Below are 23,416 nucleotides of genomic sequence, written 5' to 3' on the forward strand. Positions count from 1 at the left end.
GGTCTAAGGTCCTGTTCTTCCTGCGAGGAGTTTCGCAGGCGAATTTGGCGGGTATTGATCACTTGCGGCGGCGATTTCCAGAGCGAGGGGTCAGCCGCGCAAGGTCTGCCCCCGGCTGTCACTCGCCGGGTGGCGGGCCGCCAAAAACAAGCGGGCCGCCGAAAACAATCTGCGCCAGGCGATGATTTCGATGCAAACGACACGAATCGACACCATCCTGATTCTGATCGTCGGGACGGCCATCGGCCTCAGCGTATGGCTGGCCACACAGGAACCATTCGCGTCGATCGGACTCGGAATAGTAACGGTCGTGATCTGCTGGATTTCATGCTCGATGATCCATGGCTTCCCCCACCGATCGGCGAAGGACATGCGTCCGCGCGAGGACCAGGATCGCGAATCACCGAAACGGCGCTGACGCCGCGTAGGGATGAGGCCAACCGTGGAGGCCCGGACACAGCGAAGTGAGTGGTTCACCTGTCGCAGGTGAACCACTCACTTCGGTCAGAGGATCACACCTCGTCAGGTCGCCAGGTCGCGACGGCCCAGATCACAGCGACGTCGAGGGCGATGATCACGATCGACCACAGCGGGTAGTACGGCATCCACAGGAAATTCGCCACGATCGAGAGCGCCGCGATCACGAAGGCCATGCCGCGGGCCCACGTCATGCCGACGAACAATCCCAGCGACACCGCGATGCCGATGATTCCGAGCACGATGTGGATCCAACCCCATGTCGTGACATCGAATTCGAAGGTGTAGTTGACTCCGACGATCAGCAGGTCGTTGTCTGCGAGAGCCGCGATGCCCTGCAGCAACGCGACGATTCCCGCGACGAGGAGCAGGCAGGCTGCCGCCACCGTGGTCCCGATGGCAAAGCCTTGTCGGACAGGATGGTTCGCATGAGATTGGTGCGGAGCAGTCATGACGTCCCCTTCTTCGGCGAAATAGCGTGAGAACAGTATTCAAAGGTTCACGCCGACGGACATCACCCAGCAAGGATGAACAGCCGTCCAGCACTGCAATCAAAATTCATGGGAACATATGTTCGATTCCGGTGTACGGTGGAGCCTATGACCGCCACGATGCAACCGTCTCTGTTCGACAACGGTGACCTCGGCGTTTCTTTGGCCGATCTCGACGGCACGGTGCAGCGACGTATTCTCACCGCCGGCGCATGGGTCGACCATCGCCCGGCCTGGCTGACCGGATCGGAGGCCGTGTTCGACAATCTGGAAGCTACGGTGCCGTGGCGTTCCGAACGGCGTCAGATGTACGACCGCGTTGTCGACGTCCCTCGTCTGGTGTGTTTCTACGCAGAGAATCAACCACTGCCGGACGCACTTCTCACCGAAGCCAAAGACGCGCTGAGCAGTCACTACTTCGACGAACTCGGTGAACCATTCGCCACGTCGGGTCTCTGTTTCTATCGCGACGGTTCCGACAGCGTTGCCTGGCACGGGGACGACACGGGACGAAGTCGCACCGAGGACACGATGGTGGCCATCCTGTCTCTCGGTGCGGCTCGCCCGCTCCTATTGCGCCCTCGTGGGAGCGGCGAATCCATCCGCTTCAATCTCGGACACGGAGATCTACTCGTCATGGGCGGATCCTGCCAACGCACGTGGGAACACTGTGTCCCGAAGAGTGCGCGGGCCCTCGGGCCGAGAATCAGCGTTCAATTCCGCACTCGCGGAGTTAGATAGCGTCGCGGAGTTCGTCTCGCAGCGCCTTCCGATTGAGCTTGCCGACGGCCGTCTTCGGTATGGATTCTGCGAAAACAACCCGACGAGGCTTCTTGTACGACGCCAGTCGCTCGCCGACGTGAGCGACCAATGATGCTTGCAGTGCGTCGTTTTCGACGGTTCCGCCCTTGAGGACAACCACGGCCGTGACCGCCTCCACCCACTTGACATCGGCGGTGCCCACCACGGCAACCTCACGAACAGCCGGATGCGTCAGGAGCGCATCCTCGACTTCACGGGGGTAGACGTTGTATCCGCCGCTGATGATCATGTCCGAAGCCCGGTCCTTCAGGAAAAGGAATCCGTCGGCGTCGAACTGGCCGATGTCGCGTGTGTGGACCCAACCGTCTTCGGTGAAGGTGTCCGCATTCAGTTCCGGTGCGTTGAAGTATCCGGCGATCGCAGATGGCGAGCGGATCACGATTTCGCCCGGTTCTCCCTGCGGCACTTCGTCTCCTTCGCCGTCGAGCAGCCTGATCTCGACGTCGATGGCGGGCTGACCACAGGACAGTAGTCGATCCTCCGTATGGTCTTCGGGCCGAAGGACTGCGATACACAGAGGCGCCTCGGTCTGCCCGTAGTACTGCAGGAAACGGTGTTGCCCCCATACCTGCATTGCACGTTCGATGGTAGCGAGTGGCATCGGAGAGGCACCGTAGATCACGGATTTCAGACTCGAGATGTCTGCACTCGCGAAATCAGGGCGCTCGAGGAGCATCTGAATCATCGTCGGCACCAGATTGATCGCGGTGGCACGATGCTCGGTTATCGAGTTCAAGAATGTCGACGGGTCGAATCCGGGAAGGATGACGGTCTTGCCGCCTCGGAGCCAAAATGGAAGCACGAACACACCGCTGGCATGGATCAGCGATGCCGCGTGCAGCATCGTGTCGTCCTGAGTCACCGGAAGCAGATTGAGCAGCACATTGCGGCAGATGGCTGCGTAACTGCGCTGAGTGTGCTGCGCGGCCTTCAGCGTTCCGGTAGTTCCCGAGGTGAACAGCGTCAGGATCACATCATCGGGAGCCACCTCGACGTCCGGCGTGTCCGAAGGCATGCTCTGCGCTTGGTCGAGCAGGGAACTCTGTCCCTCCGAGCTCGTTTCCAGCCCGATGAATGTCCGCTCGGGAAACCTGGCTGAGAGTTCAGCGGCTCGGTCCGCGAGGTCACGACCGAAGACGACGTGGGAACTGTCGGTGTCCTCGAGCATCCTCGCGTGCTCGTCGACCGAGAGTCGCGAGTTGAGCGGAACCCGATTGATTCCGGCTTTGACGCAGGCAAAATCGACGGGCACGCTGGCAAGAGAGTTGTTGACCAGCAACGCAACCCGTGCACCACGCCCGATGCCGAGCGCGATGAACGCGTATGCCAATCGACTGCTGAGTTCATCCACTTCCGTGAACGTCATCGATCGATCGCCGAAGACGACGGCCGTTCGCGCCCCGTGCTGTCGCGCGCCACGGACGATCAGGTCTCTGGTTATGGGCATCATGGTTCAGTTTCCTCGTTCGAATTCCGGTTGTTCGCGAATCGGCCGTGCCGGCCGGCGCCCGCGGCGAACGCAGCAGCGCCGCGCACACCTTCAGCGATGACAATGGGATTTCCTGCAACGCCCTCGGAGCGCAGCGCTTCGGCGAGTGGTAGATCAAAAGATCGGTAGGCCGACGCACGATCCGCGAGCATGCAGAGCTGAGGGAAAGCGGTCAACTGGTGTGCAAGTTCCTTGGCTGCCTGGAGCGATTGCCCCACTGGAACAACACGATTGGCCAGACCGAAGGCCAGCGCCTCCGGAGCGTCGACCGGACGGCCGGTCAAGATCATGTCGAGTGCTCGCCCCTGCCCGACAATTCGCGGCAGTCGCACGGTCCCGCCGTCGATGAGAGGAACTCCCCAGCGTCGGCAGAAGACTCCGAACACGGAATCTTCCTCGCAGATCCTCAGGTCCGCGAGCAACGAAAGCTCGAGCCCTCCGGCAACCGCGTATCCACTGACCGCGGCGATCAACGGCTTGGACAACACCAACCGACTCGGCCCCATCGGACCGGTGCCGCCGCCTTCCGGATGCAACTCGTGCACGCGGGCGGGGTCGGAGACTGCGGTCAAATCCGCACCGGCACAAAATGTGCCGCCCGCACCCCACAGAATCGCCACCTTCTGGCTCTCGTCCGACTCGAACTCCAAGAACGCATCACGCAACTGCGCCGCCATCGGTCCGTCCACCGCGTTCTTGCGATCGGGGCGATTCATCACGATAACGGTGACGCCACCGTCACACTCCACATAGACATCGCCACCTGGTCGATCGGAGTCGGTCACGATATTTCCTCACTGCTCGCGGATAAGGTTTCCCGGTACCCACCATGCCACTTGTAACAGAATTTGTCAGGAGTTGTTCAAAAGTTGTTACAAACTGATCGAGGAATGTCCGCAACCCGAGTTGTGCTGGACCTCGCAACGGCGAGCCCGGATACCGAGTTCAGCACCGCCGTGCTGACCCGGGCCGGCGAGATTGTCGGCGTCACCGCATCGAGCATTCGCGTGGCAGCGGGCCGTCTGTGCCGCGAGGACAAACTGCGTCGCACCGCCCGGGGAACGTACGTCCTCAACCCGGACGGCATCCCCACCTACAGCGAGGTCGAGGGGTGGCGAACTCGTACCGATCGCATACGCCCCTGGGACGGCACCTGGATCGCCGTCGAGCACTCAGGGCTCAAACGAAGCGACCGCACCGCCGCCCGCCGGCACGATCAAGCGTTGCGCCTGGCGGGTTACGAGGATTGGAAGCCCACACTGGCAGTCCGTCCGAACAATCTCGACGGCGGAATCGACAGCGCTCGCCGCACTCTCCGCCGACTCGGCGCCGCTCCCGAATCGTCGCTGATGGAAGTTGATCACCTTGCTCCCGAGGACGATTCGACAATCCGCACACTCTGGAACTCGGAAGCCCTGTTGGCCGACATCGCCGAGGCCCGTGAAGCACTCACGCGAGCGGAAGCACGTCTGGCGACAATCAGCCGCGAGGAAGCCGCCCGCGAATCACTTGCCCTGGGCAGTGCGATCATCGCGGTCATCGTCCGCAATCCACTGCTTCCGGAAGAGCTCGAACCAACGCAGCCACTGCGAGACCTGATCTCGCACATGCTCGAGTACCAGGACGCATCTCGTGAACTGTGGCAGTCGCTGCTCCAATTCTGATCGGCTTCCTCCAGAAGGTATTCAGTACGTTGCGCGGCCACCGCTGGCGTCGTAGACGGCACCGGTCGAGTAACTCACCGCAGACGACGACAGCCAGGAGATCAGTTCGGCGATCTCGTCCGCCTTTCACATCCGCGCCATCGGCGTCAAAGACTGCGAACGGGCGAGAATGGTCGGATCGGTGCCGGCATTCATGGGGCTTTCCACGGCCGCCGGAGCTATCGCGTTGACCAGCACACCACTGGTGGCGACCTCTTTGCCGAGTGATTTCGTCAGCGCGACAACGGCCGCTTTGGACGCCGAATACGCACTCTGATTCGGGTTTCCGTCCTTGGCGGCAATACTCGCGAGATTGACGACCCGCCCCCATCCCGACGCGACCATCCCCGGCACGAATGCCCGCCGCATGAGGAATGTTCCCTCGACGTTGATGCGGAACGTACGCTGCCAGGCCGCAAGATCGACGTCGACCAGCGGCGCTGACGGCTCGACAATTCCCGCACTGTTGATCAAGATGTCGACACTGCCGACTCGGGCACGAAGCCTCGGCACCGGAGGTATCGCGGTGGCCGACATCTGGTCGACTTTGCCCGGCGGGTTGCCGGTCAGCATCGAATTGCCCAACGAACCGCTGCGCCGCGCCGTCGGCACGGACGCTTGGCTGGAACGCCTGGTCACGACCACGCGAGCGGTGTTGGCCTAGCGGCCCTGTGCGCGTTTAGCGAGTCCAGGCACTCCCTATGCGCGCACGGGGGCGTCAGCCCCTCCGAGCCTCAACAGCCTGCGCCAAACGGTCCAACTGCGCTGCCGTGGTGGACCAGTCGATGCACGCGTCGGTGATCGACTGACCGTAGGTGAGCTCGTCCGCCTTACCCAAGGTCAGGTCCTGACGGCCGGCCTCGATGAAGCTTTCCAACATGACGCCGGCGATTCCCTGCTCACCCTCGGTCAGACGACGGGCAATGTCGTCCAGGACGATGACCTGACGCTCGTGATCCTTGCTGCTGTTGCCGTGGCTCGCGTCGATGACCACGCGCTCGGGCAGGTTCGACTTACGCAGGCGGGCAAGGGTGTCCGCGACAGTCTCGGCATCGTAGTTCGGTCCGTCGTTGCCGCCACGGAGAATGACGTGGCAGTCGGGATTGCCCGCGGTGCGGATCAAGGCAGCCTGACCGTCCAGGTCGGTTCCGGGGAACACATGGGTCGCTGCCGCGGCGCGGGTACCGTCGACGGCCACCTGCACGTCACCTTCGGTGGAGTTCTTGATGCCGACGGGCATGGACAGTGCGCTGCACAGCTGGCGATGCACCTGGCTCGCAGCGGTCCGGGCACCGATCGCGCCGTAGCTGACCAGGTCCGCAATGTACTGAGGCATGATCGGGTCGAGGAATTCACAACCGACAGGCAGGCCCAGACTCGACACGTCGAGAAGCAGTTTGCGACCGATACCGAGCCCGGTGTTGATGTCGAAGGTTCCGTCGAGGTGCGGATCGTTGAGCAGTCCCTTCCACCCGAGCGTGGTGCGCGGCTTCTCGAAGTAGACGCGCATGACGATGTGCAGATCGTCCCGCAACTCCTCGGCCTTGGCGGCCAACCGGCGGGCGTAGTCCATCGCGGCTTCCGGATCGTGCACGGAACACGGACCGACAACGACGATCAAACGATCGTCGTCACCGTTGAGGATGTTGATGGTGTCTGCACGACCGGTTCGCACGGTTGCGGCCGCGACCTCGTCCGGAGCGTGCTGAGCACGGACAGTCGCCGGTGACACGAGCGGACTGATACTCACAGTGCGCTGATCGTCGAGGCTGTCCGAAGCTGCAGTGGTGTCGATGGTGACAGTCATGGGGTTTTCGGTTTCCTGTTCTCAGGCCGACCCCAGAGGTGAAGAGAAACTCCAGCGAGCCGGTCTGTAGTCCGGCTCTTGGGTGGAGGTTGTCAGCGCGTGGTTACGCCGGCAGGCCCACCCGGGGCCGGCCTGCTAAACCAGAAATAAACGCGCTGCATGTCGGTCACGATACCTCGAGTTCGGATCGGATGGGCGTGCCCCTCTACCCCGAGCAGACTTCGAGGACGGAATTCTGCGACACCCACCATCGAGGCCTGTCCAAATCGGGTGAGCGGTTGGCATTTTCAAGTAAGGCGTCAGCTGTCACAGCCGAAGAGGTTGATGAGGCCCTTCCGATTGACGGCCTCCCCTTCCATCGGCGCCACACCCCTGCAGTCGACGAAGGACGTCGACAGCTCGCCCCGGTGGGACGAACAACGAACCAAATGCCGAATCGATACTGAGCTACGACCCCGATCTGTTGGTCGTCGACGCTGAATGCGTTATCACTCGCTCTGACGCCTTACAAGCGCCCTTCCTTCATCCACGGCGATATAGGTGCGGCGGTGCGCTTCAATGCCTTCGCTCTCGTGATGCTGCTTGCACTCACGTCCACGTACGCCTCGTGGACGTCCGCCCGTGCACGCGGAAGACCCGTCGTGCTCTGGCATCAATTGCGATGGTCGCCGACTGTCATCTTGATTCTGGTGTTGGCCTGAACGGTGATCCGAATAGTCCCGATCCCGATATTTGCCGGTCTCCGCGTCCAGGTCAGATCTGCCTTACGCCTCCAAACGGAATACGCCTCGCACCTGACGTACACCGTTGATCTGCACTTCGACTGCATGGTCGCCGGCGTAGTACTTCCGGGTACTGATCTGTTTGAAGGAATGCCTCTTCGCGATGCGGGCCGGCACCCCAGGCTCGAGCGTTCGTGTTGTCAGTTTGAAGACCTTCGGCGTCGTCGTCCCGTTGGCCTTCACGTGGTGGACGATGTAATCGATCACGACGGTGACGGATTCGCTGCCGTTGTTCGTGACAGCGAAGTCGAAGGTGAGTTCTCCACCCGCATCGACTATTTCGCGGTCGATGACGAACCCTTCGACCACGACGTCGGTGGGCGGCGAGAACCCCAGAAGAGACAGAGCATCTGGGTCGCCGGCCTTGATCAACGTCCGCAATGCATGTTTGACGATTTTGAGTGTGTTGGAATCCGGTGTCTGTAACCAACGCTTCGCAGTCGACACTGCGAGCGCTGCGTCAGCACGACTGAGATCGTTGAGATGGTTTGCGACCGAACGGCGTACATATTCGGAAGCATCCCGGTACAGCTCGTCGAGGATGGAGATTGTCGACTCGGGGCGCGCCGTCAATTCTTTCACTCGCCTTCCCCAAGGCAGACGTGTGCGAGTGCCTTCGGTAGCCAAGCGCCGGACGTGTTCGTCTTCGTTCATGGTCCAGGCGAGTGCAATCGTCAGTGAACGGTCGAGGTCCGTTTCAAGGAATGTTCGAATCGCGAATTCGGCGGTCAGACGCGAAGTCAGCTCAGCGAGTAGCGCCATTCCACCGTCGAAATCAGACTCGGAACCACTCCGTATCGCCGTGACGGCAACTGCTTCGGTGACCGGCCAGATCATCCAACCCGCGAAGGTCTCCTCTTCAAGCGCACGCCGGATGATCTCGGCGAAAACTGGAAAGTCCTCGGGCAGTTCGGCGATCATCGCGTCCCGTACGACGCGTGTGCGCTCGCCGAGACTCATTCCGTCGAATTCGGATGAACTACCTCGAACGAGGGCAAGGGGCGTATCACCAGTCGCACGCTCGAGGCAGGCTGCCAGATCGGCCACGACGGATACCCCGAGAAGTTCGTCAGCTGTGGGCATCAGGGGCACACCGTGAGAGCGGAAATTCGATCACCGTCGAGAGTGAAGTGGTGATGTAACTGGATGGGGCTTCCCGGAAAATCACCCTCGACCTTCACAGACACGACAACGGCCGAGCCAGGGGTGTGCACCGACTCGATCTTCTGGGCGAAGGTGAACGCCGTCGACACGGCGGACTTCCACGCCACGATTTCATCGATGCCGAAATACGTCCGGCCGTCGTCACGCACCACTGCGTCGTCGGTGAACACGTCACGGACGTCGCCGCCGTCGAAGTACGCGCGCGCTGCGCCTGGCACCTCCGCTGAGTCGATCATTCGCGAAGAGTACTGCTGGGGTCCGACAGGTTCGGCGACCTCACTGCGCGAGCAGACGCCGCCAGCTGAATCTCCATCAACAGCCTCGCCGACGGCTCGGACAGGTCGGTATCTGTGATCTCCTCGACCCTCTTGATTCGATACCGGAGTGTGTTCGGGTGAATGCGAAGCTGCTCGGATGCGCGTCGGACGTCTCCCGAGAGCGCAAGATAGACGCTGACGCTTTCCCGCATGTTCGACCCGTTACGTCTGTCGTAGACGTCCAGGGCGTCGATTCTCGGATCGTGCAGTTGCTCGTCGGCCGCGATCGTGTTCATGATTTCGCCCAGCAGCACCGGGGTGCGCGAGTCCGCGAGGGTGGTCACACGAACATCCCCCGACGTTCCGTCCAGTACCCGATCCACTTCGGCCCGAGCCTGGGCCACCTCGGCGAGCGTCGAAACCGGAGACGACACCGCGGCGCGCAAACCCGAGGGCGACACCTTGTCCAAACGCGCGATAACGTCGCGGGTCCACGAGACTGTGGATTTCACGGACTGGGTTCGCGGAAACAGCACATAGATCCGGGTGCCGACGGCACTCACCAGCGATTCACGCTGAAAGGCGCTGGCGTGCAGACGCAAAGACGACACCAGTTCGCCCGAAGACGGCAGCCCACCGCCACCGACACTCGCCACGCCGATCACCATCGCCGGTCCGGCCATCGGAATGGACAACGAGGCCGCCAGGGAAGGAACGTCGACACCCCCGCCCCGCACCCCGAGCAACCGCTGAATCTGTATCGCCTCGTTACTCGGTGCGTCCCGAATACGCGAAATCAACCGAGCAGCAACGGCAGCGGCGCCGCGGAGCACACTGTCGGCATCGCCGGAAATGGGAAGCGGGCCTTCCTGAACCCAGATAGTGCCGAGCAGGCCAGAGCTGAAACCACTCTCCCCCTTGATGTTCTCGGAGATCCTGCGTATCGGAACCACCAACCGTCGCCTGATCGCGAGGTCTTCGTGGGCAGGCACCTCGACCACGTCGTCGCTGCGCCGCAGGCTTTCGAAGACGCCCCACTCCTGCAGCTTTCGGAGGTATTCGTGAGGTCCTTCGCGTCCGAGAATGGATCGTTTGCGTAGCTCGTCCGCAGCATCCCCCGATGCCGAATAGGCCAAGACATGAGAACGCTCGTCCTCGATACTGACCATTCCCCGAGTGAGTGCTGCGACGTTCTGCGCCAACTCGAACAAGTCTGTGTCACTGCCGAATACGATGTCGTCCGAATCCTGTCGGGATACCGAATGATCGAGCACGCCGCGGATCGTGGTGAACAATCGATCCCACCGAGCATCCGGATGGACCGCTATCAAGGCGATCCCGGCGCGCTTTGCCGCCTCCTGCACCGACGTGTCCGAGGCCTCCTTCGACATGACAGCCCGAGGCGCTGAGCCCCTCTGATCGAGGCGGTTCAACCAGGCCGCCAGTTCGGCCGCGCCGACCCCGACAGTGAGCCAGAGCTCAGAGGATTCGGCGTCTGCAGTTCTGGGGCGCACGAGGTCCCCGATCTCCGCGAACACCACGGAATCGACGAAGAAGTCGTCGCCTGGCGGCGCGAGGACGAGCTCGACAAAGGCTCCACCCAGCGCCCCAAGGACCGCGTCGAGCCTGACCCCACGGATAGACACGTACCACCAACTTTCCGGACCGTTCCTACGCCTTGATTTCGAGAATAGTGCATTTTCCTGCGAAAACAGTTCAGACGATCGGACAAACACGGCCGCAGATGTTTGGCCGCTCAGCGGATTACTCACCGAGATCTTTCGACTTGACTGGTGAACAACACGACAACTGCCCACTCCTGAGTCTGCCGAAGGATCGTCATGGACGCCGTCACCAATGTCCCCCACCCCTCCAACGAACCGGTCAACAATTACGCGCCGGGAAGCCCGGAACGATCTCGCCTACGCACGAAACTGACCGAACTGGCCGAAACACCGACCGACATCAGACAGGTCATCGGTGGTGTCCACCGAACCGCGGAAGGTAAGCGGGAGAACGTCGTTCAACCACACCGCCACAGTTCCGTGATCGGATCATTTGCGGGCGCAACGCACTCGGACGTTCGAGACGCAATCGACGCCGCCACTCTCGCTGCCCCCGCCTGGCGCGACCTCTCGTTCGACGACCGGGCTGCAGTCTTCCTGAGAGCTGCCGACCTGCTCTCCGGACCGTGGCGTGAAACCATCGCCGCCGCAACAATGCTCGGTCAATCCAAGACCGCATATCAGGCCGAGATCGACGCACCGTGCGAACTGATCGACTTCTGGCGATTCAACGTCGCGTTCGCTCGTCAGATACTCGCCGACCAGCCCGTTTCCGCTCCGGGAGTGTGGAATCGCGTCGAATATCGACCGCTCGAAGGCTTTGTATACGCGATCACGCCCTTCAATTTCACCGCCATCGCCGGAAATCTACCCACCGCACCGGCCCTGATGGGCAACACCGTGATCTGGAAGCCGTCACCGACGCAGGCCGTCGCGGCGTACCTGACGATGCAACTACTCGAAGCCGCAGGCCTACCACCCGGAGTGATCAATCTTGTTCTCGGCGACGGCCCCATGGTGTCGGAGGTCGCGCTTGCCGACCCCCGCCTGGCCGGCATCCACTTCACCGGATCGACTGCAACGTTTCAGCGTTTGTGGCGTGAAGTCGGAGCCAACATCTCGAACTACCGGACGTATCCGCGTCTCGTAGGCGAGACCGGCGGCAAAGATTTTGTACTCGCACACAGTTCCGCGGACCCGGAAGTACTCACGACGGCGTTGATCCGCGGGGCCTTCGACTACCAGGGACAGAAATGCTCGGCCGCATCACGCGCATTCGTCCCGAAGTCCTTGTGGGCCGGAATGGGCGACACGTTCATCGACACGGTGTCGTCACTGAAGTACGGCGACGTCACCGACCTGACGAATTTCGGCGGCGCCGTCATCGACCAACGTTCCTTCGACCGCAACGCCGCCGCGATCGTCCGCGCCAAGTCGACCAGCAGCCTCACCATCGCAGCGGGCGGCGACTACGACGACCGCGAAGGGTTCTTCATCTCGCCGACCGTCCTGCTCGGCGACGACCCCAGTGACGAGGCATTCAGCACCGAGTACTTCGGTCCCATACTCTCGTTGCACGTCTACGACGACTCCGCACCGAATGCCTACGCCGACACCCTCGCTCGTATCGACAGCGGATCCGCCTACGCCCTGACCGGCGCCGTGATCGCCACCGACCGTGCAGCCGTCGATCAGGCTCATCAGGGTCTGCGGTTCGCCGCCGGAAACTTCTACGTCAACGACAAGCCCACGGGAGCGGTTGTCGGACAGCAACCCTTCGGAGGTGCGCGGGCTTCGGGTACCAACGACAAGGCCGGTTCGCCGCAGAATCTGCTCCGTTGGGCGTCGACGCGAACCGTGAAGGAAACCTTCGTTCCTCCCACCGATCATCGTTACCCCCATCAGGACGTCGATCCAGCCGAGAGCGAGAACCGTTGATGAGCGCCGTGTCTCTGACCAACCCGCTGCGCCCGGTACTTCTGGCGGCGGCGCGCTCGGCGCGACTGGAGAAGACAGTCTCCGGAATGGCTTTGACCCGCAAGCTGGTAGACAGGTTTGTCGCCGGCGACGCGGAACCCGCTGCGGTCTCCGCCGTGCGCGACATCCTCATCAGTGGCCGGTTCGCGACGGTCGACTACCTCGGCGAGGACACCACCGATCCAGCTCAGGCAACCGCAACCGTCCAAGCCTATCTCTCACTTCTCCGTTCATATGCAACGCTTTCCGAAGCTGCCGGGGCGCAACACCCCTTCGAGGTTTCGCTGAAGCTCTCCGCTTTGGGGCAGTCACTCCCCGGTGACGGCGAAAAGATCGCGCTGGCGAACGCACACCGAATCGTCACAGCGGCAGACGAAGTGGGTGCGTGGGTCACCGTCGACGCCGAGGATCACACCACCACCGACTCGACACTGTCCATCGTCGAGGAGTTACGTCGCGACTTCCCGACGCTCGGCACGGTCCTGCAGGCGTATCTGCATCGCACCGAGGCCGATTGCCGCCGCTTCTCCGGACCAGGTTCACGAATTCGCCTGTGCAAGGGCGCATACAAAGAACCGGCCGGAGTCGCATTTCAAAAGGCCGCCGACGTCGACGCGTCGTACCTGCGTTGCCTGAAGGTCTTGATGGAGGGTGACGGATACCCGATGGTCGCCTCCCACGACCCCACGATGATCGACGCCGCACTCGAACTCGCCACACTGTCCGAGCGGACAGCCGCGGATTTCGAGTTCCAGATGCTTTACGGCATCCGCGACGGCGAACAACGCAGATTGGTGGCCGAAGGCAATCACCTGCGGGTCTACGTTCCCTACGGCAGCCAGTGGTACGGCTACTTCATGCGTCGCCTCGCGGAACGACCGGCCAACCTCATGTTCTTCATGCGCTCACTCGCTTCCAACGACTAGACACCGGAAACAGGTGGCAGCGGTGGCAACTCGAGGTTTTCGCGAAAGGTACCTCCGACGTAGTCGGATCCCACGATTCCGCGCTTGCGTAGTTCCGGTAGCAGACCCTTCGTGACGAAATCGCGTGCGCGCGGATCGGCAAGGTCACCGAGCGTGATGACGTCGAGGACGCCCGCGTCGTATCGCTCCGCAATGGCGTCCGCGAGCTGTTCCGGAGTGCCTGCCGCTGCCCAGTGGCCGGTGTCCTTGGACGCGATGATCAACTCACGCAGCGTCTTTCCTTGCGCGGCGAGCTTGCCGAAGATCTCTACCCGGCCCCGTCGTCGATTCACCGACGACGGGTCCGGAATCAACGAGTCCGGGATCGGCCGGTCCAGCGGTAAGTCCGAGAAATCCACGTCGCCGCCGAACATGTCGGCAAGCCGCGTGCGTCCGGCGTCGAAGTCCGTCGATTCCTCGGCCTCTCTGACCAATCGTTCGACTTCGGCTTCGGTGGCGCCGTACGTTGCGTGGAACGAGCTGAATATCAGCGGTAGTTCGTCCCCACGCCCCAACTCTGCCGCCCGCGCGCGGATCGTCTTCGTGTAGGTAACCGCGTCCTCGAAGGTTGCGAGAGAGGTGAATACGACCTCCGCGAAGCGAGCACCCAGTTCTACACCTCCGACAGATTGGCCTGCCTGGAATTGGACCGGACGACGCTGCGGCAGGGAGGGGATGTTCAACGGCCCCTGCACGGTGAAGTACTTGCCTCGGTGCTCGATGGGGACCACCCTCGACGGATCGAGCACCGCAGAGCCCTCTCCCTGGATCAAGGCGCCGGGCTTCCAGCTGTCGAAGAGCGCGTTGACGACCTCGAGCGATTCGGCCGCTCGGGCGTAACGCTCCTCCGGGCTCGGCAGGTCCAGGTCGCTGTAGTTCTCCTCTCCGAGTGAGGAAGTGACGGCATTCCATGCGGCTCGACCATTGCTGACGTGGTCCAGGGTGCCGAACAACCGTGCCAGGTTGAAAGGGTGATGAAACGTCGTCGTGACGGTGGCGATCAGCCCCACATGGGTGGTGACCGCACTCAGCGCGGCAAGGAAGATCAACGGCTCCTGCGCGCCGATCGCGCCCTGCGCACCGAAACTCAACAGGTCAGCGGCAAACAGCCCGTCGATCTTGTTCGCCTCGGCCGTCTTCGCGACTTCGATCGCGGATGCGACCGTCGAAGTCGTCGGATCGATCGCGGCGTCGTAGATACTCACCGCCCCGCTGACACCGGTCACTGTTTTGAGCGGACGCCTACGATCAGCCACCGAAAATCCTCCTGGCTTCGCGAAATCTGTTCCGAATTCACAACGCTAGACCGATCCTGGCTCCCGCCAAGGTATTCACTCAGCGTGGTCCTAACTCTCCGAACACCGCTCGGCTACGCCCCGGACCTACGGGCACGATAGGCGGCGACGTGCGCCCTGTTCCCACAGTTTCCGGTGTCGCAGTATCGCTTCGAACGATTGCGCGACAGATCAACGAAGACCGCTTCGCAGTCCGGGGACTCGCACCATCGCAACCTCGAGAATTCGTCGGTTCGGATCAGGTCGAGCACACCCATCGCCGCTTCTGCAGCCATCCGGTCCACCAGGGGCGAATCGTCAGCGGTGACGTGCAGATGCCAGCCGAGGTCGTCGTGCCTGGTGAGCCGCGGCCTCGCGCCCGATTCGAGTAGCAGCGAGTTCACCACCTCGACGGCGTCGTCCACTCCCGTGACTTCCCAGAACTTTCGCAGTCGTGGACGCAGTGCACGAACCGCCGCCAATTCCTCCAGCGTGCCGTCCCGCCTGCCGGTCCAGTGATCCGCGTCGAGAAACCGTGTCAGTTCCTCTTGACCCGGAAGGAGTTCGGCCCCGCCGCGGACCGTGTTGACCAACGAGGCAGCGAAGACGAGCGCCGATTCCGTGTCACCAGCAAAATGCACTTTGACTCCTGAGCCTTGTCAACCTAATGTCAGCATCATAATCGCTTTTACTCCTGACGGGTGACGACGTGAACTCTCGCAACGGCTTGATCTTCGCTCTGCTGTCCGCGGCAACGTTCGGCGTATCGGGCCCGTTCGCGAAATCTCTCATCGAATCAGGGTGGTCACCCGGGGGCGCAGTGTTCGCACGCGTTGCCGGCGGCGCACTGGTGTTGACGGTGATCGCGGTAGCCACCCAATGGCCTCGCCTACGACGGGTGAGGGCCCACACGCGAACGGTACTGCTGTACGGGGTGTTCGCGATCTCCGGCGTTCAACTGTGCTTCTTCAATGCCGTGCAACATCTTTCGGTCGGGGTCGCGCTGCTCCTCGAGTACCTTGCACCGATCATCGTCATCGGATGGGTGTGGATCACCAAAGGCGCACGGCCGAGCGTGCAGACACTTCTCGGTGCAGCGTTTGCCCTGATCGGCGCCGCCGTGGTGATCGACGTCTTCGGATCGGCGGAGATCAGCGCTGTCGGTGTCGCGTGGGGGCTGGCGGCAGCGGCTTGTCTTGCAGTCTATTTCGTCATTTCCGAGCGCGCGGACGGCGACCTCCATCCCGTTGTACTCGCGGCGTCGGGGCTCACCGTCAGCGCACTGGTCATCGGCACCCTCGGACTCGTCGGCATCCTCCCCTTCCAGTTCTCGGCCTCGAACACAGTCGTGGCAGAACATTCGGTGGGCGTGTGGCTGCCGGTGACGGTTCTCGTCCTGGTCAGCACCGTCGTCGCCTATCTCACCGGCATCGCCGCGATCACGCTCCTGGGACCAACCGTCGGATCCCTGGTAGCGCTGACCGAAGTGCTGTGTGCGGTTGTCGCCGCCTGGATCCTGGTCGGGGAATCCGTCACCGCACTACAAGCTGCGGGCGGCGCCGCAATCATCGCCGGTTTGATCCTCGCCCGGCTCGGCCAGGTTGCACCGAAACAGATACCGGCCGACCCGATGACAAATGTCATGGCAGAAGAATGACGGACAGACGAGGGCTCACGTCCTCGTAGCGAGCAGATTCTATGTATGACCTCAGCACAGGCACGGCATTCACCGCAGGCACTGCACACTCTCAGTGAAGGATCGACACACGACGCCGTCCGGTTGACCGGACTTCGCAAGAGTTTCGGCACCGTCGACGCCGTCAGGGGTATCGACCTGAGCATCCGCCCCGGCGAGATCGTCGCATTCCTCGGGCCGAACGGCGCAGGCAAGACCACGACGATCGACATGATTCTCGGTCTGTCCCGGCCGACGTCTGGCGAGGTGAGCGTCTTCGGAATGTCACCTCGATCTGCGATCGCTCGCGGACTCGTGTCCGCAGTCATGCAGACCGGCGGGCTGCTCAAAGAACTGACAGTGTCCGAGACCGTGCAGCTGACCGCCAGTCTGTACGCCCATTCCCGTCCGGTCGACGAGGTGCTGGGGCGAGCCGGAATCCTCGACATCTCCGATCGCCTTGTCAGCAAATGCTCGGGCGGACAACAACAACGCCTGCGATTTGCGATGGCGTTGCTGTCGGACCCGCAATTGCTCATTCTCGACGAGCCGACCACCGGCATGGACGTCGAAGGGCGACGGGACTTTTGGTCCGCCATCCGCGCCGACGCAGATCACGGTCGCACTGTGCTCTTTGCGACGCACTACCTCGAAGAGGCCGATGTCTACGCCGACCGCATCATCCTGGTCCGGCAAGGCACCGTGGTCGCAGACGGGACCACAGCCGAGGTCAAGTCCATGGCGTCCGGACGGACCCTGCGCGCGACAGTCCCCGGCATCACCGACGAGCTCCTGCGCGCGATACCGAACTCGGACGCCGTCGAGGTGCGTGGCGAGTCATTGCTCGTGCACTCGGGTGACACCGACGCCGTTGCACGGTTCTTGTTGACCAACACGCAGGCTCGCGATCTCGAAATCGTCTCGCGCGGTCTCGAAGACGCATTCATCGCACTCACGTCGAACAACTCCGAAGGACAGAAGTGATGACCACTGAAACCGAACCGAGCACCTACGGAGCCGAGCGAACCGTCGTACCTCTAGGCGGATTCAACACGACGCTTCTGCGACTGGAATTCCGTCGTCTGACCCGCAATCGGCGCACGATGATCTTCACGCTCGTCATGCCGGTTGTCTTCTTCCTCGTCTTCGGGCTCGGTCAAGGCGACGATGATCACGGGATCGGGCACGGCAATGTCGCCGCGTACATCATGATCAGCATGGCGCTGTACGGCGCGATGCTGGCTACTACCAGTGGCGGAGCGATGGTCTCGATCGAACGAGCGTCGGGATGGAGCCGGCAACTTCGGCTGACTCCCCTGACGCCGGTGGCCTACATCGCCGTCAAACTGATCATGGCGATGCTGCTCGGTCTAGTCTCGATTCTCGTGGTCTACGCCGTCGGCTCGTTCACCTCCGCGCAGATGGACGGATCACTGTGGTTTACAACGGCATTGATCGCCTGGCTGGGATCGTCGATCTTCGCGGCCTTCGGCCTGTTCATGGGGTATCTGCTGCCGAGCGAGAACGTCATGCAATTGCTCGGACCAGGCCTGGCCCTGCTCGCCTTCGGCGGCGGACTCTTCGTGCCGCTCGAAGACGGTTCGGTCTGGGCGAGCATCGCACAGTTCACACCGATGTTCGGCATCAATGCCCTCGCCCACGCGCCGCTGACGGGCAATAGCATTCACTGGACCTGGATCGTCAATATCCTGGTGTGGTTCGCCATCTTCGCCGGCGGAGCGATCTGGCGGTTCCAACGAGATACGGAGCGTGTGTAGTTGTCGGAAACGACTGACCGAAACGATTCCGTCGCATTGCCGCGACGGAATCGTTTCGGCATTCTCTTCGCGGCGGTCTGGATGGTATTTCTCGGCGGGCCGCTGATCGAGGGGTGGAATCTGCGCGACGAACTGCGCGGCTGGACAGGGATTTTCGCGACGATCGCCTTCAGTTCGCTCTATCTCTACACCTTCGCCACAACGCAGCAGCGGCGCCGAATGACAATGACTTGGCCGACGATTCGCGAAGCTGCACTGACTCTGGCCGCATTGACCGCGTTGGCCGCTGTCATGATCGTCAGCGTCGGGCCGACCGGTTTGGCAGCCGCACCGTATCTCGCGGTGACAGCGGTGACGCTGCTGCCGACCGTCGCGGGCGGCATTCTCGCCTTGGTGTTCGCGGCCTCAGTGGAGATAGTGAGCCTCTCGTCGGGGTGGGGGAATTACTCCGGACTCTCACTCGGTGTCTGCGCGGCCGCATTTGCGACGTGGGGCATCATGTCCCTGATCAGCCGTAACTTCGCCATGCTCCATGAACGCGAAGAGCAGGAGCAGCGGGCGATCATGGAGGAGCGAACGAGGATGGCGCGCGATCTGCACGACATACTGGGGCACTCACTGACCGTCATCACGATCAAAGCCGAACTGGCCAACCGCTTACTGGACGTGGACATCGAACGCGCGCGCAGCGAACTCGACGACCTCGAAAGACTCTCTCGTGACGCGTTGGCAGACGTGCGCTCGGCAGTCGAAGGATTTCGTGGGATTTCGCTACCCGTCGAGATAGCCCGTGCGCGAGAGGCATTGCGTGCGGCAGGGATCGAAGACGAGGTGCCGAGCAGTACCGACATGGTTCCTACTCGCTTTCGTGAACTCTTTGCATGGACGATCCGTGAGGGCGTGACCAACGTGGTTCGGCACAGCGGGGCAACACACTGCCGGATCACGGTCGACGAAAAAAGCGCGACTGTCGTCGACGACGGACACGGGGCCGGGTCGGTGTCTTCCGGCAACGGTCTGATCGGATTACGAGAGCGAGCCGGTGCGTCGGGCGCACGAGTGATCATCACTCATCCCCAGCCGCAGGGGTTTGCACTTCAGGTAGTCGAACAGGAGAAAGTGTGAGCAACCAGGGCGAGCGGGCATCCATACGGCTGCTCTTGGCGGACGACCAGGCGCTCGTACGAGGAGCTTTGGCCGCGTTGCTGGATTTAGAATCCGATCTGTCCGTGGTGGCCGAGGTCGGCCGCGGTGACGAGGTAGTGGCCGCCGTTCTCGAGCACCGCCCGGATGTCGCGCTTCTCGATGTCGAGATGCCTGGCATGGACGGTATCGCCGCGACAGCAGCCCTTCGCGAGGCAGCACCCGACACCCGAGTCCTGATCGTCACCACGTTCGGACGTCCCGGATTTCTTCGCAAAGCCCTGCACGCCGGGGCCGGCGGGTTCGTCGTCAAGGACACACCTGCCAGGCAACTCGCCGACGCGGTCAGACGTGTTCATGCCGGACTTCGCGTCGTCGATCCCACTCTTGCAGCCGACAGTCTCGTGAGTGGCGAGTCGCCCCTGACGGAACGTGAGACCCAAGTTCTCCGGGCTGCACACGACGGCGCGCCCGTGGCAGCCATAGCGGCGAAACTCTTCCTCTCCCCGGGAACGGTTCGAAATCACCTGTCGGCCGCGATGGGTAAAACCGGTGCCACGACACGTGCCGAAGCCGTCAGAATCGCCGAGTCGAACGGCTGGCTCTGATCAGGGCAGGCGAGAATCCGCTTCCCCGGCAAATAGTTCGCCGCTCGTTCATTGATGGCAATTTGTCCAGATCGCTCAAAGTGGGGACCTTCTACCCTAGGGATTTGCCCGGAAAACTACCCTGCCGCGAAGGTCCAAACAGCTAATCGTTCGATAACTGGCTATGATGCAGTTAATTGAATTGACAGAGCCTGCGTAACGGGGAAGGGACGTCTGATGTCGAACCAGTTCAACGATCGCTTGAACTCGCTGTTCGAGACTGCCGACTTTCACGTCACCAATGCGATGGTTGTTCGCGGCATGACCGAGTTCGGTTGCCGCATCTCGACTCCGTATCTGTCACAGCTGCGCACCGGCGTCCGAACCAACCCGTCACCCGAAGTGGTTGCCGCCCTCGCACACTTCTTCAATGTCCATCCGGACTACTTCTACGCCCCGTCCGACCACACTCCGCCCGCCATCTCCGGCGGCGAGGCAGACCTCTCGCTTCTCGAACAGCTGCACAACGTGCGCCTGCGAAACCTCACCTCCCGCGTCGTCGACCTCTCACCGTCTTCGCAGGATCTACTCGTGGAAATGGCGGAGAATCTGCGCTCCTCGGAGAATCTTCCGCGCGTACCACCAGATTCGAATTCCTACATGTCACGCGCATAGGGCTTCGTCGACACTCCTTGACCGCTCCGGGAGGGTTGGCCTTATGCTGGTCAATGCAGCTGGTTCGCCCGGCACGGTCATGAGGAGCCCCGAAGACCGTTCCCGGCGTCGAAGCCCCGTCAGCGCAAGCTAACGGAGTGAGAGGGAACCCGGTGAAAATCCGGGACTGTCCCGCAGCGGTAAGCAGGAACGACCGCCGTTTATGTGCACTGGGCATCCGCCTGGGAAGCGACGGCCAGTAGGTTCGATCCAACTCGATCGAGTGCCCGCGAGTCCGAAGACCTGCCGACTGTGTCGGGCACGCCGTGCCCGACGGTCCACCGCCTCGTGGAATGGGCGTGTAGATCTCCAACGGACCTCGTGTGCGGTGCGGGCAGTGCTGCCCGCCGAAGCTCGGGGTCTCGTGAGGTGTACCCGTCTGCCGGCAGTGGCCATCAGTGCATTGGCAATCTGGAGAAACTCCGTGACAACGACATTCACTTCGACCGTGCTGGGCTCACCGCGCATCGGTCCTCATCGCGAACTCAAGCGGGCAACCGAAAGCTACTGGGCGGGGCGCATCGACGCCGACGCCTTGCAGAGCGTGGCCCGTGACCTCCGTCGGCAGGGCTTGGCCGACCTCCGTGAACTGGGCCTCGACTCGATCCCGGTCAACACCTTCTCCTTCTACGATCAAATGCTCGACACCGCAGTTCTTCTCGGCGCACTGCCCGATCGCGTCGCACCCGTCGCCGATCCGTTGGACCGCTACTTTGCAGCTGCCCGTGGGACGGACACCATCGCGCCGCTCGAAATGACGAAGTGGTTCGACACCAACTACCACTACCTGGTGCCTGAGATCTCGCCGTCCACCACGTTCTCACTCGACCCGTCCAAGGTCTTGTCCGAACTCGCAGAAGCACTTTCCGACGGCATTGCAGCCCGCCCGGTCGTCATCGGACCGGTCACCTTCCTGCTGCTCTCGAAGGCTGTCGGCACCGACGAGCCGCTGCTCTCGCGGCTCGACGAACTACTCCCCCTCTACGCGGATCTACTCGGTCGGCTCGCGAAGGCCGGCGCGGAGTGGATTCAGCTCGACGAACCGGCGCTCGTGGGCGATCGCACCGACGAGGAAATCGAAGCGGCACGCGCTGCGTACGAACAGCTTTCAGCACTGTCCGAGCGGCCGTCGATCCTGTTGGCGTCTTACTTCGGTTCGCTGCGTGACGCGCTGCCCGCGCTCGCGTCCACCGGCGTCGAAGGATTTGCCGTCGACCTGGTGGCCGGTCAGGATTCGGTCGGCTCGGTCCCCGAACTCGCCCGTAAACTGGTTGTCGCCGGAGTGGTCGACGGACGAAACATCTGGCGGTCGGATCTGGATTCGGCACTGAGTACTTTGGGCGCCTTGCTGGGCAGCGTGGACACGCTTGCCGTCTCGACGTCGTGCTCCCTGCTGCACGTGCCGTACACGCTCGCCGCAGAGGCCGATGTCGACAAGGCCCTGCGCTCGTGGCTCGCGTTCGGCACCGAGAAGGTCAAGGAAGTAGTAACTCTCGCAACCGCTCTCACACAGGGCCGGGAGTCGGTGGAGGACGAGTTCGCGCTGGCCCGAGCTGCCGCGTCGACGCGAAAGGACGATCGCAGACTCAATGACGCGAGTGTTCGAGGCCGTCTCGACGCTGTGCTGAACTCGGCGAGCGGTCGCGCGCCCGCCGCCGAGCGTCGCGCTGCCCAGGAAGAGTTGCTTTCTCTTCCGCCGCTCCCCACGACGACCATCGGCTCGTACCCGCAAACGTCGAAGATCCGTGTCGCTCGCGCGGCGTTGCGCAAGGGTGAGATCGACGAAGCCGAGTACGTCAACCGTATGCGCGCCGAGATCGCCGAAGTTGTTGTGCTCCAAGAAAAGCTGGACCTCGACGTACTTGTTCACGGTGAACCTGAACGCAACGACATGGTTCAGTACTTCGCGGAGCAGTTGGACGGGTTCTTCGCCACCGCCAACGGTTGGGTCCAGTCGTACGGCACCCGCTGCGTGCGTCCGCCCATTCTTTACGGCGACGTCTCGCGTCCGAAGCAGATGACCGTCGACTGGATTACCTACGCACAGTCCCTGACCGAGAAGCCGGTCAAGGGCATGCTCACCGGGCCCGTCACCATTCTGGCCTGGTCGTTCGTCCGTGACGACCAACCCCTCGCCGACTCGGCAAATCAAGTCGCACTGGCTATTCGAGACGAGACGGTCGATCTGCAGGCCGCCGGTATCGGAATCATCCAGGTCGACGAACCCGCATTGCGTGAGCTACTCCCGCTGCGCACTGCGGACCAGCCCGCCTACCTGGACTGGTCGGTCGGCGCCTTCCGGTTGGCCACCTCGGGCGTCGCAGATTCCACCGCCATCCACACGCACCTGTGCTACTCCGAGTTCGGAGCGGTGATCGGCGCCATTGCCGGTCTGGACGCGGACGTCACGTCCATCGAGGCGGCGCGATCGCACATGGAGGTCCTCGACGATCTCAGTTCGGTCGGGTTCGACCTCGGCGTCGGCCCGGGAGTCTACGACATCCACTCGCCGCGTGTGCCGAGCGTCGACGAGATTGCCGAATCCCTGCGTGAGGCACTCAAAGCTGTTCCGGTCGAGCGGTTGTGGGTCAACCCGGACTGCGGTTTGAAAACCCGCGGTTCCGTCGAGGTCGAAGCGTCGCTGCGTAACCTCGTCGAAGCCGCGAAGTTGGTACGAGCGGAACTCTAGGGGCACAGCCCCTGTGCGCCTTTTTGGTAGTGGGCGCTACCAGAAAGGCGCACCGGG

The 23,416-nt window shown here is 62.4% G+C and carries 22 protein-coding genes, 2 pseudogenes and 1 riboswitch; of the genes and pseudogenes, 13 read left to right on the forward strand and 11 right to left on the reverse strand.

The window, feature by feature from the left end; genetic code table 11:
• Positions 1 to 90: 90 nt before the first annotated feature.
• Both QM716_RS03570 and QM716_RS03575 read right to left on the reverse strand, forming a co-directional pair.
• Positions 91 to 372, reverse strand: coding sequence for a hypothetical protein (locus QM716_RS03570; RefSeq protein WP_283302416.1), 282 nt, complete (start codon positions 370 to 372; stop codon positions 91 to 93).
• 140 nt (positions 373 to 512) lie between these two features.
• The gene (locus tag QM716_RS03575; protein ID WP_283302418.1) at positions 513 to 929 is read right to left on the reverse strand and encodes a DUF7144 family membrane protein; all 417 of its coding nucleotides are present in this window, start codon (positions 927 to 929) and stop codon (positions 513 to 515) included.
• 147 nt (positions 930 to 1,076) lie between these two features.
• Between QM716_RS03575 and QM716_RS03580 the strand changes: the two genes are divergently transcribed.
• Entirely contained in the window at positions 1,077 to 1,709 is a 633-nt protein-coding gene (locus QM716_RS03580; protein WP_283302419.1) for an alpha-ketoglutarate-dependent dioxygenase AlkB, read from the forward strand.
• Here QM716_RS03580 and QM716_RS03585 read toward each other — a convergent pair.
• Together QM716_RS03585 and QM716_RS03590 are read right to left on the reverse strand one after the other, a co-directional pair.
• A complete protein-coding gene (locus QM716_RS03585; RefSeq protein ID WP_283302421.1) occupies positions 1,702 to 3,240 on the reverse strand; it encodes an AMP-binding protein in 1,539 nt (512 codons plus the stop codon). The genes QM716_RS03580 and QM716_RS03585 overlap by 8 nt on opposite strands.
• Positions 3,237 to 4,064, reverse strand: coding sequence for a crotonase/enoyl-CoA hydratase family protein (locus QM716_RS03590; RefSeq protein ID WP_283302423.1), 828 nt, complete (start codon positions 4,062 to 4,064; stop codon positions 3,237 to 3,239). The genes QM716_RS03585 and QM716_RS03590 overlap by 4 nt, the downstream gene beginning before the upstream one ends.
• Positions 4,065 to 4,169: 105 nt before the next feature.
• Here QM716_RS03590 and QM716_RS03595 point away from each other — a divergent pair, with 105 nt between their 5' ends.
• Complete coding sequence (locus tag QM716_RS03595) at positions 4,170 to 4,943, forward strand: hypothetical protein (protein WP_283302425.1); 774 nt, start codon at positions 4,170 to 4,172, stop codon at positions 4,941 to 4,943.
• A gap of 21 nt (positions 4,944 to 4,964) precedes the next feature.
• On the opposite strand, the pseudogene QM716_RS03600 reads toward QM716_RS03595, so the two are convergent.
• Positions 4,965 to 5,495, reverse strand: a pseudogene (locus QM716_RS03600) (SDR family NAD(P)-dependent oxidoreductase); the annotation flags it as partial.
• On the opposite strand from QM716_RS03600, the pseudogene QM716_RS03605 reads away from it, so the two are divergent.
• Positions 5,491 to 5,646: pseudogene (locus tag QM716_RS03605) on the forward strand (sugar phosphate isomerase/epimerase family protein); the annotation flags it as partial. The pseudogenes QM716_RS03600 and QM716_RS03605 overlap by 5 nt on opposite strands.
• Positions 5,647 to 5,700: 54 nt before the next feature.
• On the opposite strand, the gene QM716_RS03610 reads toward QM716_RS03605, so the two are convergent.
• Positions 5,701 to 6,789 carry a 3-deoxy-7-phosphoheptulonate synthase gene (locus tag QM716_RS03610; RefSeq protein ID WP_283302427.1) on the reverse strand — a complete coding sequence of 363 codons (1,089 nt, stop codon included), beginning with the start codon at positions 6,787 to 6,789 and terminating at the stop codon, positions 5,701 to 5,703.
• Between the two features lie 548 nt (positions 6,790 to 7,337).
• Between QM716_RS03610 and QM716_RS03615 the strand changes: the two genes are divergently transcribed.
• Positions 7,338 to 7,490, forward strand: a complete 153-nt coding sequence (locus QM716_RS03615; protein ID WP_283302429.1) for a hypothetical protein — start codon at positions 7,338 to 7,340, stop codon at positions 7,488 to 7,490.
• 63 nt (positions 7,491 to 7,553) lie between these two features.
• Here the strand turns inward: QM716_RS03615 and QM716_RS03620 are convergent, their stop codons facing one another.
• From QM716_RS03620 to QM716_RS03630, 3 genes are read right to left on the reverse strand one after another with little or no spacing between them, the layout of a single operon-like run.
• The gene (locus QM716_RS03620; RefSeq protein WP_283302432.1) at positions 7,554 to 8,654 is read right to left on the reverse strand and encodes a DNA alkylation repair protein; all 1,101 of its coding nucleotides are present in this window, start codon (positions 8,652 to 8,654) and stop codon (positions 7,554 to 7,556) included.
• Positions 8,654 to 8,971 (reverse strand): nuclear transport factor 2-like protein, encoded by a 318-nt coding sequence (locus QM716_RS03625; protein ID WP_283302434.1) that lies wholly within the window; start codon positions 8,969 to 8,971, stop codon positions 8,654 to 8,656. The genes QM716_RS03620 and QM716_RS03625 overlap by 1 nt, the downstream gene beginning before the upstream one ends.
• Entirely contained in the window at positions 8,968 to 10,638 is a 1,671-nt protein-coding gene (locus QM716_RS03630; RefSeq protein WP_283302436.1) for a PucR family transcriptional regulator, read from the reverse strand. The genes QM716_RS03625 and QM716_RS03630 overlap by 4 nt, the downstream gene beginning before the upstream one ends.
• Before the next feature lie 195 nt (positions 10,639 to 10,833).
• On the opposite strand from QM716_RS03630, the gene pruA reads away from it, so the two are divergent.
• A complete protein-coding gene (gene pruA, locus QM716_RS03635; RefSeq protein ID WP_283302438.1) occupies positions 10,834 to 12,495 on the forward strand; it encodes an L-glutamate gamma-semialdehyde dehydrogenase in 1,662 nt (553 codons plus the stop codon).
• Positions 12,495 to 13,460 (forward strand): proline dehydrogenase family protein, encoded by a 966-nt coding sequence (locus tag QM716_RS03640; RefSeq protein WP_283302440.1) that lies wholly within the window; start codon positions 12,495 to 12,497, stop codon positions 13,458 to 13,460. Before pruA ends, QM716_RS03640 begins: the two co-directional genes overlap by 1 nt.
• Here QM716_RS03640 and QM716_RS03645 read toward each other — a convergent pair.
• A complete protein-coding gene (locus QM716_RS03645) occupies positions 13,457 to 14,755 on the reverse strand; it encodes an NtaA/DmoA family FMN-dependent monooxygenase (RefSeq protein ID WP_283302442.1) in 1,299 nt (432 codons plus the stop codon). The genes QM716_RS03640 and QM716_RS03645 overlap by 4 nt on opposite strands.
• 113 nt (positions 14,756 to 14,868) lie before the next feature.
• A complete protein-coding gene (locus tag QM716_RS03650; RefSeq protein ID WP_283302444.1) occupies positions 14,869 to 15,414 on the reverse strand; it encodes a CGNR zinc finger domain-containing protein in 546 nt (181 codons plus the stop codon).
• 68 nt (positions 15,415 to 15,482) lie between these two features.
• Between QM716_RS03650 and QM716_RS03655 the strand changes: the two genes are divergently transcribed.
• From QM716_RS03655 to metE, 7 genes are all read left to right on the forward strand, one after another.
• The gene (locus QM716_RS03655) at positions 15,483 to 16,430 is read left to right on the forward strand and encodes an EamA family transporter (RefSeq protein WP_283302446.1); all 948 of its coding nucleotides are present in this window, start codon (positions 15,483 to 15,485) and stop codon (positions 16,428 to 16,430) included.
• A gap of 45 nt (positions 16,431 to 16,475) precedes the next feature.
• Positions 16,476 to 17,432 carry an ABC transporter ATP-binding protein gene (locus QM716_RS03660; protein WP_283302448.1) on the forward strand — a complete coding sequence of 319 codons (957 nt, stop codon included), beginning with the start codon at positions 16,476 to 16,478 and terminating at the stop codon, positions 17,430 to 17,432.
• Positions 17,432 to 18,226: an ABC transporter permease gene (locus QM716_RS03665; protein ID WP_283302450.1), complete on the forward strand. Its 795-nt coding sequence runs from the start codon at positions 17,432 to 17,434 to the stop codon at positions 18,224 to 18,226. Before QM716_RS03660 ends, QM716_RS03665 begins: the two co-directional genes overlap by 1 nt.
• Positions 18,227 to 19,351 carry a sensor histidine kinase gene (locus QM716_RS03670; RefSeq protein WP_283302451.1) on the forward strand — a complete coding sequence of 375 codons (1,125 nt, stop codon included), beginning with the start codon at positions 18,227 to 18,229 and terminating at the stop codon, positions 19,349 to 19,351. It begins immediately after the preceding gene.
• The gene (locus tag QM716_RS03675) at positions 19,348 to 19,977 is read left to right on the forward strand and encodes a response regulator transcription factor (protein WP_283302453.1); all 630 of its coding nucleotides are present in this window, start codon (positions 19,348 to 19,350) and stop codon (positions 19,975 to 19,977) included. Before QM716_RS03670 ends, QM716_RS03675 begins: the two co-directional genes overlap by 4 nt.
• A 216-nt stretch (positions 19,978 to 20,193) precedes the next feature.
• Positions 20,194 to 20,631 carry a helix-turn-helix domain-containing protein gene (locus QM716_RS03680; protein WP_030535308.1) on the forward strand — a complete coding sequence of 146 codons (438 nt, stop codon included), beginning with the start codon at positions 20,194 to 20,196 and terminating at the stop codon, positions 20,629 to 20,631.
• A 95-nt stretch (positions 20,632 to 20,726) separates the two neighbouring features.
• Positions 20,727 to 20,935, forward strand: a riboswitch (cobalamin riboswitch).
• A gap of 159 nt (positions 20,936 to 21,094) precedes the next feature.
• A complete protein-coding gene (gene metE / locus QM716_RS03685; protein WP_283302455.1) occupies positions 21,095 to 23,359 on the forward strand; it encodes a 5-methyltetrahydropteroyltriglutamate--homocysteine S-methyltransferase in 2,265 nt (754 codons plus the stop codon).
• The last annotated feature ends 57 nt before the right edge of the window (positions 23,360 to 23,416 follow it).

This window comes from Rhodococcus sp. IEGM 1409 (genome assembly GCF_030056735.1).
Classification (GTDB): Bacteria; Actinomycetota; Actinomycetes; order Mycobacteriales; family Mycobacteriaceae; genus Rhodococcus_F.

Bases quoted from the DNA above. Each gene is read 5' to 3' on its own strand.
- QM716_RS03570 (WP_283302416.1), bottom strand. From the start codon at position 372: ATGTCCTTCGCCGATCGGTGGGGGAAGCCATGGATCATCGAGCATGAA.
- QM716_RS03575 (WP_283302418.1), bottom strand. From the start codon at position 929: ATGACTGCTCCGCACCAATCTCATGCGAACCATCCTGTCCGACAAGGC.
- QM716_RS03580 (WP_283302419.1), top strand. From the start codon at position 1,077: ATGACCGCCACGATGCAACCGTCTCTGTTCGACAACGGTGACCTCGGC.
- QM716_RS03585 (WP_283302421.1), bottom strand. From the start codon at position 3,240: ATGATGCCCATAACCAGAGACCTGATCGTCCGTGGCGCGCGACAGCAC.
- QM716_RS03595 (WP_283302425.1), top strand. From the start codon at position 4,170: ATGTCCGCAACCCGAGTTGTGCTGGACCTCGCAACGGCGAGCCCGGAT.
- QM716_RS03610 (WP_283302427.1), bottom strand. From the start codon at position 6,789: ATGACTGTCACCATCGACACCACTGCAGCTTCGGACAGCCTCGACGAT.
- QM716_RS03620 (WP_283302432.1), bottom strand. From the start codon at position 8,654: ATGCCCACAGCTGACGAACTTCTCGGGGTATCCGTCGTGGCCGATCTG.
- QM716_RS03625 (WP_283302434.1), bottom strand. From the start codon at position 8,971: ATGATCGACTCAGCGGAGGTGCCAGGCGCAGCGCGCGCGTACTTCGAC.
- pruA (WP_283302438.1), top strand. From the start codon at position 10,834: ATGGACGCCGTCACCAATGTCCCCCACCCCTCCAACGAACCGGTCAAC.
- QM716_RS03640 (WP_283302440.1), top strand. From the start codon at position 12,495: ATGAGCGCCGTGTCTCTGACCAACCCGCTGCGCCCGGTACTTCTGGCG.
- QM716_RS03660 (WP_283302448.1), top strand. From the start codon at position 16,476: ATGACCTCAGCACAGGCACGGCATTCACCGCAGGCACTGCACACTCTC.
- QM716_RS03665 (WP_283302450.1), top strand. From the start codon at position 17,432: ATGACCACTGAAACCGAACCGAGCACCTACGGAGCCGAGCGAACCGTC.
- QM716_RS03680 (WP_030535308.1), top strand. From the start codon at position 20,194: ATGTCGAACCAGTTCAACGATCGCTTGAACTCGCTGTTCGAGACTGCC.